Origin of the sequence: Salmonella sp. 741265073_HBA (assembly GCF_046569105.1) — a bacterium.
Lineage (GTDB): Bacteria > Pseudomonadota > Gammaproteobacteria > Enterobacterales > Enterobacteriaceae > Salmonella > Salmonella enterica.
On record NZ_JBKFRY010000005.1, the window covers coordinates 167997 to 181618 of the forward strand.

Genomic DNA, 13622 nt, shown 5'->3' on the forward strand with positions numbered 1-13622 from the left:
TTTCGCCCTTATAACCGCATTTTGACAAGTCAAATAAAAGAAATCAGACCATGTTTGAAATTAACCCGGTGAATAACCGCATTCAGGACCTCACGGAACGCACCAACGTTCTTAGGGGGTATCTTTGACTACGATGCTAAGAAAGAGCGTCTGGAAGAAGTAAACGCCGAGCTGGAACAGCCGGATGTCTGGAACGAACCTGAGCGCGCGCAGGCGCTGGGAAAAGAGCGTTCATCGCTCGAAGCGATCGTCGATACGCTTGATCAAATGACTCAGGGGCTGGACGACGTTTCCGGGCTGCTGGAACTGGCGGTAGAAGCTGACGACGAAGAGACGTTTAACGAAGCCGTCGCGGAACTGAATACGCTGGAAGAGAAACTGGCGCAGTTGGAATTCCGTCGGATGTTCTCCGGCGAGTACGATAGCGCCGATTGCTATCTCGATATTCAGGCCGGTTCCGGTGGTACTGAAGCGCAGGACTGGGCCAGCATGTTGCTGCGTATGTATCTGCGTTGGGCGGAAGCGCGCGGCTTCAAGACGGAAGTCATTGAAGAGTCGGAAGGGGAAGTCGCTGGCATTAAGTCCGCGACTATCAAAATCTCCGGCGAATATGCCTATGGCTGGCTGCGCACTGAAACCGGCGTACATCGTCTGGTGCGTAAAAGTCCGTTCGACTCCGGCGGTCGCCGTCATACCTCGTTTAGCTCCGCGTTTGTGTATCCGGAAGTGGACGACGATATCGATATCGACATTAACCCGGCGGATCTGCGTATCGACGTCTATCGTGCGTCTGGCGCAGGCGGTCAGCACGTTAACCGTACGGAATCCGCAGTGCGTATCACCCATATTCCCACCGGGATTGTGACGCAGTGCCAGAACGACCGTTCGCAGCACAAAAACAAAGACCAGGCCATGAAGCAGATGAAAGCGAAGCTTTATGAACTGGAGATGCAGAAAAAGAACGCTGAAAAACAGGCGATGGAAGACACTAAGTCCGATATCGGCTGGGGAAGCCAGATTCGTTCCTATGTCCTGGACGATTCCCGCATTAAAGACCTGCGTACTGGGGTGGAAACCCGCAATACACAGGCGGTACTGGACGGTAGTCTGGATCAATTTATCGAAGCAAGTTTGAAAGCAGGGCTATGAGGAATCAACATGTCTGAACAAAACGCACAGGGCGCTGACGAGGTAGTCGATCTTAACAATGAAATGAAGGCACGTCGCGAGAAGCTGGCTGCACTGCGTGAGCAGGGTATCCCGTTCCCGAACGATTTCCGTCGTGACCGTACCTCAGACCAACTGCACGCAGAGTTTGACGCGAAAGAAGCTGAAGAACTGGAAGCGCTGAATATTGAAGTGTCCGTCGCGGGCCGTATGATGACTCGCCGTATTATGGGTAAAGCCTCTTTTGTTACCCTGCAAGACGTAGGCGGCCGCATTCAGCTGTATGTGGCGCGCGATGATCTGCCGGAAGGCGTTTACAACGAGCAGTTCAAGAAGTGGGATCTTGGCGATATCCTCGGCGCGAAAGGTAAGCTGTTCAAAACCAAAACCGGCGAGCTGTCTATCCACTGCACCGAACTGCGCCTGCTGACGAAAGCGCTGCGTCCGTTGCCGGATAAATTCCACGGCCTGCAGGACCAGGAAGCGCGCTATCGCCAGCGTTATCTGGATCTCATCTCTAACGATGAATCCCGTAACACCTTCAAAACCCGTTCGAAGATCCTGGCCGGTATTCGCCAGTTTATGGTTGCTCGCGGCTTTATGGAAGTCGAAACGCCGATGATGCAGGTGATCCCAGGCGGCGCGTCTGCCCGTCCGTTTATCACCCATCACAACGCGCTGGATCTGGACATGTACCTGCGTATTGCGCCGGAACTGTACCTCAAGCGTCTGGTGGTTGGCGGCTTCGAACGCGTATTCGAAATTAACCGTAACTTCCGTAACGAAGGCATCTCCGTGCGCCATAATCCTGAGTTCACCATGATGGAACTCTATATGGCGTATGCGGACTACAAAGACCTGATCGAACTGACGGAGTCTCTGTTCCGTACGCTGGCGCAGGATGTTCTGGGCACCACCCAGGTTCCGTACGGTGATGAAGTGTTTGACTTCGGTAAGCCGTTCGAAAAACTGACCATGCGTGAAGCGATCAAGAAATATCGTCCGGAAACGGATATGGCTGATCTGGACAACTTCGACTCCGCGAAGGCGATTGCTGAAAGCATCGGCATTCACGTCGAGAAGAGCTGGGGTCTGGGCCGTATCGTCACCGAGATCTTTGACGAAGTCGCTGAAGCGCATCTGATTCAGCCGACCTTCATCACCGAATATCCGGCTGAAGTGTCTCCGCTGGCGCGTCGTAATGATGTGAACCCGGAAATCACTGACCGCTTCGAGTTCTTTATCGGCGGTCGTGAAATCGGTAATGGCTTTAGCGAGTTGAACGATGCGGAAGACCAGGCGCAGCGTTTCCTGGATCAGGTTAATGCAAAAGCGGCGGGCGACGACGAAGCCATGTTCTACGACGAAGACTACGTGACGGCGCTGGAACACGGTTTACCGCCGACAGCAGGTCTGGGAATTGGTATCGACCGTATGGTGATGCTGTTTACTAACAGCCACACGATTCGCGACGTTATTCTGTTCCCGGCGATGCGTCCGGTGAAATAAGATGTAAATTGCCGGATGGGGCATTAGCCGCCATCCGGCATCTCTTCGTTCAGGCGTAGCGCCATCAGGCAATTTTTAACGCTGGCAGTAATTGAGCAGTCGTTCACGCGCTTGTTCGTCTGACGCTTGCATGACCATCCACGGGCTAAATGCCCACGGCGTAGCGAGAAGGCTTTTCCATACGCTTTTAAATTCGCTCCACTGATAGTCCATCACCTCTTCGCTGTTAACCTGTAACACACTGGTTGCCCGCGCGGCAAATACCGGACAGACTTCATTTTCCACAATACCGTTTGGATCTGTTGCCCGATAGCTGAAGTGCGGATAGACGGGGGTGAGATCGGTAATTTCCACGCCGAGTTCGAACCGACAACGGCGGATGATCGCCTCTTCGGTGGTTTCGCCTTGTTGCGGATGACCGCAAACCGAATTCGTCCACACGCCTGGCCAGGCTTTTTTGCTCAGCGACCGTCGTGTTACCAACAACTGACCATCTTCGTTAAATAGCCAGCAGGAGAAAGCCAGATGCAAAGGCGTATTAAGCGTATGAGCCGCATACTTTTCCAGTGTGCCGGAAGGCTTATCCTGCTCATCCAATAAAACGACATGTTCCTCAGTCATGAAAGCTCCTGAAAATTAAAATGACCCGGCAGCATGGCCAGGCCATATACTCAGACGATCAGCGTAGCGCATAACAGAAAGAAAGGCATTACCAAAACAGGCCCTGACAGAACGCAGACGAGCGCCATTGTGCCGTGAGTCGATATTATGCTGGCATATCGGATATTCGCGGCATCATCATCCACGCGGTCCCTTTCCGGCGTCAATGGATTGGGCATACGGCATTTGGCTGCTATCATAAGGCGTCTGTCAATAGAGTGAGGAATGGTTTTGAGCGCAGGACGCCTGAACAAAAATAGCCTGGGTATTGCGGTGCTGTTATGCACAGGGCTGCTGCTGGCGGGGTGTTCCAGTAATTCCGGCTCAGGAACGTATTCCGGCTCCGTCTATACCGTTAAGCGCGGCGATACGTTGTATCGTATATCGCGCGCTACGGGAACCAGCGTGAAAGAACTGGCCCGACTGAATGGCATTTCTCCGCCTTATACTATTGAGGTGGGGCAGCGAATTAAAGTGCGCGGCAGCGCAAAGAGTAGCAGTTCAACACGCAAAACCAGCAATAAAACAGCAACAAAAACTGCCGCGGTCAGACCGTCATCTTCGGTGCCAAAATCCTCCTGGCCGCCGGTGGGGCAGCGCTGTTGGGTATGGCCTGCCAACGGTAAAGTGATTTTACCTTATTCCACCGCAGAGGGCGGAAATAAGGGCATCGATATTGCGGGCGCGCGCGGAACGCCTGTTTATGCGGCGGGAGCGGGTAAAGTTGTCTATGTCGGGAACCAGCTGCGCGGTTACGGCAATCTCATCATGATTAAGCACAATGAAGATTACATTACGGCTTACGCTCATAATGACACCATGCTGGTTAATAATGGACAAAGCGTTAAAGCGGGGCAAAAAATCGCTACGATGGGCAGCACGGATGCCGCATCCGTAAGACTACACTTCCAGATTCGCTACCGGGCGACGGCCATCGATCCGCTGCGTTATCTGCCGCCACAGGGGAGTAAACCGAAGTGCTGACGGCGAATTAATCGCCAGTCAGTCAGTAAGTCTCTTGCCAACCAGAGCGTAAGGTTTATAATGCCTTACGCATCTCAAAGCGGGCGTAGTTCAATGGTAGAACGAGAGCTTCCCAAGCTCTATACGAGGGTTCGATTCCCTTCGCCCGCTCCAGACAAATATCTTCTAGTATTTACTAAATCCACGAATTTACAGCAATTTTCCGTGTCGGCCCCACAGTACACAGGGTTTCAATACCTATGTCGGACGGCTATTATCAGCTGGCGACTCCGGTAATGACTTTATCATTCAGCCCGCAGCACAACGATGCCCGGTCTGGAATGCATGTATTCCATAAACGGTGTGTCCACCACTTTTCTGTTTGCGGCCAATGAGGAGGCGTTCCTGAACCACACCTGTTCATCATGGCGAACTACGATACCCACATGTGAAACGTCCAGCCCGTCAAGCGGGGAGTAGACACCGATATAATCCCCGTTTTTTAGGTGGTTCATGACCTGCTGGTTGATGGCTCTTCCGGGAATGTAATTTATTTTACGAGGATGGATGCCCAGACCAGGAATGTACTCGCCGCCATCAGGTTTATGGTTAAGCTGCTTGTCAACAACGACATAATCAGGGCTGATATCCGGCGTTACATCCCGTGCATTACGCGGTGCTGCGGCGAACCAGTCAGAGAAGAAGTGCCGGCGGCTGAGATAAGCAACTTTGCCCGCGGCGTAGCGAGTCCTGGCAAGATTATGCAGAAACGATTTCTGATTATCGCTGCGGGCCAGGGCTTCAACGTAATCAGCCAGGGTAAAGCAGTCCACTCCGTTGAAATTCGCTACAAGGACTTCGGGGGTGCCGGGCCCACCGATGAGCGTATCCGCCTGATAAGGTGTTCCGAGAAAAGCAGACGATACGCGGCTGATAACTTCTCCATGGTTTTCGCCTTTATAAGGAATGACATCCGACTGGATAATCCGGCTTACTTTTTCTGCCGTAACGCTGTCCATGCTGGTCTGATATTTTTCTGTGCCAGGGACGGCACAGGCCGTCAGATGCGCCGACATAAGCAAAATTGTCCATGTATTTACCTTCATTATCATCTCCGGAAAGGTTCAAATCCCTTTTTTACCTTTACCGGAAATGGTTGTGATGGATACAGAAAAACGCCAGAGGTTGATTACAGGTTGAGTAATATGAACGCTGATGATGATAAATGTGAAGATCATCATATGACTTTATTCGCCGTTGTTTTTTGCCTGATCGTCAAAGCCAACATGCCCCTTCAGGCTGGCGATACATACCGGTCAAATCCGTGCCGAACTGGCCCGCAAGGGAACACCTGTCGGGCCTTATGACCAGATGATTGCTGGCCATGCCGGTAGCCGCGGACTGGTCGTCGTCACAAACAATCTCCGCGAATTTGAACGCATTCCGGGTATCCGAATCGAAGACTGGTGCTAATTTCTGCATCAGATGTTATCCCCGGATTCAAACTCTTTTCCGGATTTAGTGGCACAGTCAATTTGGTTACCTGCTTAATGGTGGTTTGCATCACATTTTTAGCTGGTGGTATTTTTTTATGTTGACTGGAGATATCTGCCAACAGCATAACTTTTACGGCCAGATAATAAATAAAAGAGTACCAAAATGTCGTATTCTGACATGTTTACGAAGGGAGTACCGCTCCCTTCTTTTTTTGTTTCCTGGATACTCACTGAACAATGCCGTTACTGCCCGATAACTGCCGCCCCCCCTCACCATAGCCGTTTCCTGCAACTAAGTCACAGACGTTGATTTACCAGGCCGATATGCCTTCTTTCCCGTTATATACCCTTCATACTTCAAGTGGCTTATGTGTTGGCTACGGATTACTCAGTCCATCCATGGGCCTCGCCCTGACGGGCCGTCGCACGCGACGTTCAAATCTGCTCCCGGCAGATTTGTCGCTCACCCCAGTCACATAGTTATCTATGCTCCTGGGGACTCACTCCCTTGCCGCCTTTAAGCAACTCAAATTATTTTGGGTATATATCAGTGAACTTCTATTTTTGTCAGTTTTTATTTTTCAGTTTATTTATTATTAAATGCTGTTTCTGGCCTGGATATATTTTCGTGAATAGCCTCCCGACAGCCGCAGACAAAGATATTTGCTGGCGTAACAGTGCTCATAATTTAAAAGATTTATTTATAGTTTGTTATCACGGAAAGATTTTAACTTAATACATGCCAGTAAGGCATCAGGTAAAAATAACCGGAGAGAAGAAGATGAACAAAATGCTATTAGCCGGAAGTGCCGGTATTGTTCTGCTGTCTGCTGCAGCCAGTCCGGTATGGGCAGACGATAATGCCAGTACATTTTCGCTTGGATACGCCCAGTCCCATACTAATCACGCCGGGACGTTGCGTGGGGTTCGGCTGGCAAACAACTATGAAATGTCACCGGACTGGGGGCTGACAACCTCATTTGCCTGGCTAAATGGAAGCCAGCGCTATTCCGATGAAAGCAGTAATGGTCGTGTAACAACTCGTTATTACTCCCTGCTTGCAGGCCCCTCATGGAAAATAAATAACCAGTTAAGTCTGTATAGTCAAGTGGGCCCCGTATTATTGCATCAGCGTGATCACGGAATAAATGAGTCTGACAGTAAGGTCGGATATGGTTATTCTGCAGGCGTGGCTTATACCCCGGTCAGTAATGTCGCTATAAATCTGGGTTATGAGGGTGCGGATTTTGATGCTACCCATAACAGCGGAAGCCTTAATAGCAATGGTTTTAATCTTGGCGTGGGTTACCGGTTCTGAATAGGATAATACGATAAAAAATGTTACTTTGTGGAGATGATGGATTATGAAAAGCCATATTATGCCAGGCGTTGCGCTGATGTTTATCCTGTTTTCAGGAAATATTATGGCCGCAACAAACATGACTGATAACGTTACTCTGAATAATGACAAGATATCCGGACAGGCCTGGCAGGCCATGCGTGATATCGGAATGTCGCGATTCGAGTTGTTTAATGGTCGGACCCAAAAGGCGGAACAACTGGCTGCGCAAGCAGAAAAACTCCTGAACGATGACAGCACTGACTGGAAGCTGTATGTCAAATCAGATAAAAAAGCCCCAGTTGAAGGAGACCACTATATTCGGATAAATTCATCGATTACGGTAGCAGAAGATTATCTCCCTGCGGGGCAGAAAAATGATGCTATTAATAAAGCAAACCAGAAAATGAAAGAAGGAGATAAAAAAGGGACTATAGAGGCCCTGAAACTAGCAGGCGTCAGTGTTATTGAAAATCAGGAACTCATTCCTCTTCAGCAAACCCGTAAGGATGTGACCACAGCGCTTTCCTTGATGAACGAAGGAAAATACTATCAGGCAGGTCTGTTACTGAAATCAGCTCAGGATGGCATAGTTGTAGACTCTCAGTCAGTCCAGGAATCACCCACGCCCCCCGTGCAGCACGACGCCGCGCATTAATATCCCCCAGCCTGCTGTATATATTACAGCAGGCAGTATTATGTCTGACAGCTATTACCAGTTTGCTCTTTGCTGTCGGCATTGTTTTTAAAATTCATCCGTGAAGTTCAGTAATGTCAGGGTACCTGCATTTATATCTATTGTGATGTCCATCACAAATACAGAAGAATATCATTTCATTTATTATTTTTTATCCCTTCCGCTTATGATGGTTCATAATGATTTATTAAGTTAATGTTTTGAAATTAAATGCCTTTCACTTGCGTTATGTCTGGTTTTTTATGCTGCCAGCAATTTCATTGTTATATATGATTAGTATTATGTTTTGTAAATATCCAGTGTGATGGAAAAGCAAAACATACATTCCCGATAACATATTACAAAATATTTCATGTCCGCTGCGAATATCTGTCTGTTAGGTATTCATCCGCTTATAATTACATTAAAAAGTATTTCTTTGATGATTATTCTTAAATTACGATCATAATCATCGATCGTATCGATCTATTTTTATTGTTTTAATTTGAATAAGAATTTTCTTACAACTGATTAGGCATTAGCTGAAATCAATATTTTTCGATGGAAAGTTCAGGTGCTTCGTTTAACACCCGGCGTTTATTATTCATACGAATCTTTTCTGAACGCTTTCATTAATACCCTCAGATTTGTTTTCAGCCTTTGCAAAATAATTCTCATTCACCCAAAGGACATATTATCTATGCGTAATAAAATAATACTTGCCATGGCGGCTGCCGGTATGATGTATGGTGCTTCTGTATTTGCCGCCGATACTACACCCACAGCAGGCCCGTTCGGCTCAGGTAAAATTCTTTTCACTGGTACCATCACCAACTCACCCTGTGATATCGCACCGGGCGACGATGCGATCACCGTTCCGTTTGGACAGATTTCTTACCGTAAACTGAATACCGCCAATGCAACCACGGACTCAAAACCGTTCACCATTCATCTGCAGAACTGCGCCTTCGATCCGAATGAAACTACAATAGCCGGCTCCGCAGGGAAAATGTCTAAAGTAACCGTCTCTTTCAGTGGCACAGCTGATACCTCAGGTAAAGCTTACGTCAGCACCGGCAGTGCCCAGCATGTTGGCGTGCAGCTTCTGAAAAGTGACAACACCTCACTGATTACACCCAATACCCCGATGCCGGATGGCGACGCCCAGCAACTGCAGGCCGGGAATAACGAACTCAACTTCTTTGCCCGCCTGATAGCCCTGACAGATGCCGCAACTCCTGGCGATGTTAACGCATCCGTCACCTACACCCTGAAATACCTGTGATTTCACGCGGTAAATAACGACAGGGAGAAGCCGTCCACGGAGGGGATCGGACGGCTTTTATATCTGACTGTGCCTGCGGGCTGTCTGTTACACGGACGACAACACGAAAGCGCCATGCCATGAAAATTACCCGGCTTGCCATTCTGATTACCCTGACATTTTCCGTCCTGAAGTCGCAGGCCACGGAGTTCAATGCCAGCCTGCTGGACAGCGGGAACCTGTCTAACGTGGACCTCACGGCCTTCAGCCGCGAGGGGTATGTGGCGCCCGGTAACTATATTCTCGATATCTGGCTCAATGACCAGCCGGTACGGGAACAGTATCCGGTCAGAGTTGTACCGGTGGCCGGACGCGACGCGGCCGTCATCTGTGTGACAACAGACATGGTGGCCATGCTGGGTCTTAAGGATAAGATTATTCATGGCCTGAAACCCGTTACCGGTATCCCGAACGGGCAATGCCTTGAGCTGCGCTCCGCTGACAGTCAGGTACGGTACAGCGCTGAAAATCAGCGTCTGACCTTCATTATCCCCCAGGCCTGGATGCGTTATCAGGACCCGGACTGGGTGCCCCCTTCACGCTGGAGCGACGGCGTCACCGCCGGCCTGCTCGATTACAGCCTGATGGCCAATCGCTATATGCCGCAGCAGGGGGAGACCTCTACCAGCTACAGCCTCTACGGCACCGCCGGGTTTAATCTCGGCGCCTGGCGGTTGCGGAGCGATTATCAGTACAGCCGTTTTGACAGTGGGCGGGGCGCATCACAGTCCGATTTTTATCTGCCGCAGACGTATCTGTTCCGTGCCCTGCCAGCACTGCGCTCAAAACTGACGCTCGGACAGACGTACCTCAGCTCCGCTATTTTTGACTCCTTCCGCTTTGCCGGGCTCACTTTGGCCAGCGATGAGCGCATGCTGCCGCCCTCTCTTCAGGGGTATGCCCCGAAAATCAGCGGCATTGCGAACAGTAATGCACAGGTTACCGTCAGCCAGAATGGCCGCATTCTGTACCAGACCCGGGTGTCGCCGGGGCCTTTTGAGCTTCCCGACCTGAGCCAGAATATCAGCGGCAACCTGGATGTCAGCGTCCGGGAAAGCGACGGCAGCGTCCGGACCTGGCAGGTCAACACGGCCAGCGTCCCCTTTATGGCACGCCAGGGACAGGTTCGCTATAAGGTGGCCGCCGGACGTCCGCTGTACGGCGGAACGCATAACAACAGCACGGTCAGCCCTGACTTTCTGCTCGGGGAGGCCACCTGGGGAGCATTTAACAACACGTCGCTGTATGGCGGCCTCATTGCTTCCACCGGCGACTACCAGTCCGCGGCGCTCGGGATCGGCCAGAATATGGGGCTGCTGGGCGCTCTGTCTGCGGACGTCACCCGCTCAGATGCGCGGTTGCCGCATGGGCAGAAGCAGTCTGGTTACAGCTACCGTATCAACTATGCCAAAACGTTTGATAAAACCGGCAGTACCCTGGCGTTCGTCGGATACCGCTTCTCGGACCGCCATTTTCTGTCCATGCCGGAGTACCTGCAGCGTCGGGCCACCGACGGCGGCGATGCATGGCATGAAAAACAGAGCTACACCGTGACTTATAGCCAGTCCGTTCCGGTACTCAACATGAGCGCTGCCCTCTCGGTAAGCCGGCTCAATTACTGGAATGCGCAGTCCAACAATAACTACATGCTCAGCTTCAACAAAGTGTTCAGTCTCGGCGACCTTCAGGGGCTCTCGGCCTCGGTGTCGTTTGCCCGTAACCAGTACACCGGCGGGGGGAGCCAGAACCAGGTCTACGCCACCATCAGTATCCCGTGGGGCGACAGCCGCCAGGTGAGCTACAGCGTGCAGAAGGATAACCGGGGCGGCCTGCAGCAGACCGTGAATTACAGCGATTTCCATAACCCGGATACCACATGGAACATCAGCGCCGGTCATAACCGCTATGACACCGGCAGTAACAGCAGCTTTAGCGGCAGCGTGCAGAGCCGTCTGCCGTGGGGTCAGGCGGCAGCGGACGCCACCCTGCAGCCCGGACAGTACCGCAGCCTGGGCCTGAGCTGGTACGGCTCGGTGACCGCCACCGCCCACGGCGCCGCCTTCAGCCAGTCGATGGCCGGGAATGAGCCTCGCATGATGATAGATACCGGAGACGTGGCCGGTGTGCCGGTGAACGGCAACAGCGGGGTGACCAACCGCTTCGGGGTGGGCGTGGTGAGTGCCGGCAGCAGCTATCGCCGCAGCGATATTTCGGTTGATGTGGCCGCCCTGCCGGAGGACGTGGACGTCAGCAGCTCCGTCATCAGCCAGGTGCTGACGGAGGGCGCGGTGGGCTACCGGAAGATTGACGCCAGCCAGGGGGCGCAGGTGCTCGGTCATATCCGACTGGCTGATGGCGCCAGTCCACCGTTTGGCGCTCTGGTAGTGTCCGGGAAAACCGGCAGAACCGCGGGGATGGTCGGAGATGACGGTCTGGCCTACCTGACAGGCCTCAGCGGGGAAGACCGCCGGACCCTGAACGTGTCCTGGGATGGCCGGGTGCAGTGCAGACTCACCCTGCCGGAAACGGTGACACTCAGCCGGGGGCCGCTGTTACTGCCCTGCAGATAAAAATATCCCTGTCACAGAGCAGGACTAACGGAGAAAACAGGTGAAAAACAGCAGAAGAAGCCGTGTGATTTTACTCGCACTGGCGGCAGCATGGAGCCAGTGCAGTCCGGCGGCCGTCAATGTCGACCGGACCCGTATTATCATGGATGCATCGCAGAAAACGGTGGCCATCACGCTGAATAACGATGACAAAACCACGCCGTTTCTGGCGCAGTCCTGGGTGACGGACGCTGACGGGGTGAGAACCGATGCGCTGATGGCGCTGCCGCCGCTGCAGCGTATTGATGCCGGACAGAAATCCCAGGTCCGCATTACCCAGGTTCGTGGGCTGACAGATAAGCTCCCTCAGGACAGAGAAACACTGTTCTGGTTTAACGTGCGGGGCGTTCCCCCGAAGCCGGAAGACGACAACGTCCTGCAGCTGGCCATGCAGAGCCAGCTGAAACTGTTTTACCGTCCGAAAGCCATTATCAGAAGCAGCAGTGACCAGCCGGAAAGAAAGCTGACTGCTGAGCGAAATGCGGGACATCTGACCCTCAGAAACCCGACGCCGTACTACATCACTGTGGCGTGGCTGGGAGCAGACCGTAGCCACAGGCTCAGCGGTTTCCGCGAGGGCGTGATGGTGCCGCCCCTGGGGAGCCTGCCTTTAAAGGCTGTTCTGCCAGCAGAAACCCGGACGCTGTGGGTGGGGTATATTGATGATTATGGTGGACTGCAGATGAACCGCTACGCCTGCGATGCCCTGAACTGCGCGTTTAAGGACGCAGGGGCAACATCATGACAGGACGATTATTCAATATGAAATCACTGATACTGTCAGGTGTGTTTCTTTTCTTTGCTGTCTGTGATTCTGCGAGGGCAAATATCGAATGGTCATATTGTGACGCGAATGGACATGTCGGCATTCAGAATATTAATCTGAAGGGTGGAACATTCTTCACTGGTCAGGAGCTGCAGAGCGTTACCGTTCCCATTAGTTATACCTGTTATACAAAATGGAAAAGTTACGGACCCTCTTACTACACAACTCTTAATCTTTACAATATGGGGGAGGTAGTAACTGCACTAAGAAAAAGCGGTCTCGGCATGGATATCACTGTTCAGGAAGGGACGTCGGCTTCCGTAACATTTACATGGAAAGAGATACAGGCAGGATTTTCTGGCTGGAGCAGCTCAAAAGTATTCGGGCAATATATGGACCCGGAGAAAACATATAACCGGAGCGGAACGCTGACGTTTCGTATATTTGTGTATCAGGCGTTTAAGAATAACTTTTTGAACATAACTATACCATCAAGCACGATTAACATATTACCCTATGACCCAAATGGTGTAAGCCCCCCATCTGTTTCATTCAGACCTTTAACTGTTTCTGCGTTTAATCTCAGGTTTATTCCTGACAACTCAGGCACGGTTATTATCTCTCCTTCTAATACTATCAATATGGGGCGTTTTTATACGGAATATAAGGAAACCCTGGTGCCCAGGGAAGTACCTTTCACCGTTACAGCACAACAGAATGTCGGAACGCAGATCCCGTTCGTCGCCCCACTGGCTATAGAGTTCAGGACCAACGGTCTGACACTGGCAGATGCTGACAGCACCGTGATTCTTAAGAATAATAAACAAGAAAACAATGGTTTCAGACTGTCGGTAATGGATGTGGATAATAACACACCAGTTAAATTTAATGTGAAAGCAGATATGGGACCTATCCATCTTGATAACGGTGCCGGTGGCAGAATTATAAAACAGTATAAAGCAAAGGTCGAAGCTATACCCGGTGCGGTAATTAAAACAGGTGCTTTTTCAGCCGCAATGACAGTTATTGTTACTTACAATTAGCAGGATTAAATACCATTTCCTGATAGTTAATTAAAAATAGATATAAATTTATCTTTATGATTATTTTTTT

11 protein-coding genes, 1 tRNA gene and 1 pseudogene are annotated in these 13622 nt (G+C 51.1%); 11 read left to right on the forward strand and 2 right to left on the reverse strand.

Annotation, left to right across the window (positions count from 1 at the left end):
• Window positions 1–50 precede the first annotated feature (50 nt).
• Both prfB and lysS read left to right on the forward strand, forming a co-directional pair.
• A protein-coding gene (prfB, locus tag ACLD3P_RS09735) for a peptide chain release factor 2 (RefSeq protein WP_010989230.1) occupies window positions 51–1149 on the forward strand; the annotation gives its coding sequence in 2 pieces (ribosomal slippage) (window positions 51–125 and window positions 127–1149; 1098 coding nt in all).
• Between the two features lie 9 nt (window positions 1150–1158).
• On the forward strand, window positions 1159–2676 hold the full coding sequence (gene lysS / locus ACLD3P_RS09740) for a lysine--tRNA ligase (RefSeq protein WP_000003339.1): 1518 nt from the start codon (window positions 1159–1161) through the stop codon (window positions 2674–2676).
• A 75-nt stretch (window positions 2677–2751) separates the two neighbouring features.
• On the opposite strand, the gene idi is transcribed toward lysS, so the two are convergent.
• A complete protein-coding gene (gene idi, locus ACLD3P_RS09745; protein ID WP_000133994.1) occupies window positions 2752–3297 on the reverse strand; it encodes an isopentenyl-diphosphate Delta-isomerase in 546 nt (181 codons plus the stop codon).
• Window positions 3298–3561: 264 nt separating this feature from the next.
• Here idi and actS point away from each other — a divergent pair, with 264 nt between their 5' ends.
• Together actS and ACLD3P_RS09755 are read left to right on the forward strand one after the other, a co-directional pair.
• A complete protein-coding gene (actS, locus tag ACLD3P_RS09750; RefSeq protein ID WP_000244328.1) occupies window positions 3562–4320 on the forward strand; it encodes an amidase activator ActS in 759 nt (252 codons plus the stop codon).
• Between the two features lie 79 nt (window positions 4321–4399).
• Window positions 4400–4473 (forward strand) — tRNA-Gly (locus ACLD3P_RS09755).
• A gap of 131 nt (window positions 4474–4604) precedes the next feature.
• On the opposite strand, the gene ACLD3P_RS09760 is transcribed toward ACLD3P_RS09755, so the two are convergent.
• The gene (locus ACLD3P_RS09760; RefSeq protein ID WP_131046526.1) at window positions 4605–5411 is read right to left on the reverse strand and encodes a DUF1460 domain-containing protein; all 807 of its coding nucleotides are present in this window, start codon (window positions 5409–5411) and stop codon (window positions 4605–4607) included.
• 190 nt (window positions 5412–5601) lie between these two features.
• Between ACLD3P_RS09760 and vapC the strand changes: the two are divergent.
• The 7 genes and pseudogenes from vapC to ACLD3P_RS09795 all read left to right on the forward strand — a co-directional run.
• A pseudogene (gene vapC / locus ACLD3P_RS09765) lies at window positions 5602–5772 on the forward strand (tRNA(fMet)-specific endonuclease VapC); the annotation flags it as partial.
• Window positions 5773–6576: 804 nt separating this feature from the next.
• Window positions 6577–7113, forward strand: coding sequence for an STM3031 family outer membrane protein (locus tag ACLD3P_RS09770; RefSeq protein ID WP_001038499.1), 537 nt, complete (start codon window positions 6577–6579; stop codon window positions 7111–7113).
• A gap of 46 nt (window positions 7114–7159) precedes the next feature.
• Window positions 7160–7792, forward strand: coding sequence for a YfdX family protein (locus ACLD3P_RS09775; protein ID WP_023202174.1), 633 nt, complete (start codon window positions 7160–7162; stop codon window positions 7790–7792).
• A 718-nt stretch (window positions 7793–8510) separates the two neighbouring features.
• Window positions 8511–9095 carry a fimbrial protein gene (locus tag ACLD3P_RS09780; protein WP_017441094.1) on the forward strand — a complete coding sequence of 195 codons (585 nt, stop codon included), beginning with the start codon at window positions 8511–8513 and terminating at the stop codon, window positions 9093–9095.
• Between the two features lie 119 nt (window positions 9096–9214).
• Window positions 9215–11704: a fimbrial outer membrane usher protein StdB gene (stdB, locus tag ACLD3P_RS09785; RefSeq protein WP_131046524.1), complete on the forward strand. Its 2490-nt coding sequence runs from the start codon at window positions 9215–9217 to the stop codon at window positions 11702–11704.
• 40 nt (window positions 11705–11744) lie between these two features.
• Window positions 11745–12488 (forward strand): fimbrial biogenesis chaperone StdC, encoded by a 744-nt coding sequence (gene stdC, locus ACLD3P_RS09790; protein WP_000798496.1) that lies wholly within the window; start codon window positions 11745–11747, stop codon window positions 12486–12488.
• Window positions 12485–13552, forward strand: a complete 1068-nt coding sequence (locus tag ACLD3P_RS09795; protein ID WP_131046523.1) for a fimbrial protein — start codon at window positions 12485–12487, stop codon at window positions 13550–13552. The genes stdC and ACLD3P_RS09795 overlap by 4 nt, the downstream gene beginning before the upstream one ends.
• Window positions 13553–13622 lie beyond the last annotated feature (70 nt).

Bases quoted from the DNA above. Each gene is read 5' to 3' on its own strand.
- stdB (WP_131046524.1), top strand. From the start codon at position 9,215: ATGAAAATTACCCGGCTTGCCATTCTGATTACCCTGACATTTTCCGTC.
- ACLD3P_RS09795 (WP_131046523.1), top strand. From the start codon at position 12,485: ATGACAGGACGATTATTCAATATGAAATCACTGATACTGTCAGGTGTG.
- ACLD3P_RS09780 (WP_017441094.1), top strand. From the start codon at position 8,511: ATGCGTAATAAAATAATACTTGCCATGGCGGCTGCCGGTATGATGTAT.
- lysS (WP_000003339.1), top strand. From the start codon at position 1,159: ATGTCTGAACAAAACGCACAGGGCGCTGACGAGGTAGTCGATCTTAAC.
- ACLD3P_RS09760 (WP_131046526.1), bottom strand. From the start codon at position 5,411: ATGATAATGAAGGTAAATACATGGACAATTTTGCTTATGTCGGCGCAT.
- ACLD3P_RS09770 (WP_001038499.1), top strand. From the start codon at position 6,577: ATGAACAAAATGCTATTAGCCGGAAGTGCCGGTATTGTTCTGCTGTCT.
- ACLD3P_RS09775 (WP_023202174.1), top strand. From the start codon at position 7,160: ATGAAAAGCCATATTATGCCAGGCGTTGCGCTGATGTTTATCCTGTTT.
- actS (WP_000244328.1), top strand. From the start codon at position 3,562: ATGGTTTTGAGCGCAGGACGCCTGAACAAAAATAGCCTGGGTATTGCG.
- idi (WP_000133994.1), bottom strand. From the start codon at position 3,297: ATGACTGAGGAACATGTCGTTTTATTGGATGAGCAGGATAAGCCTTCC.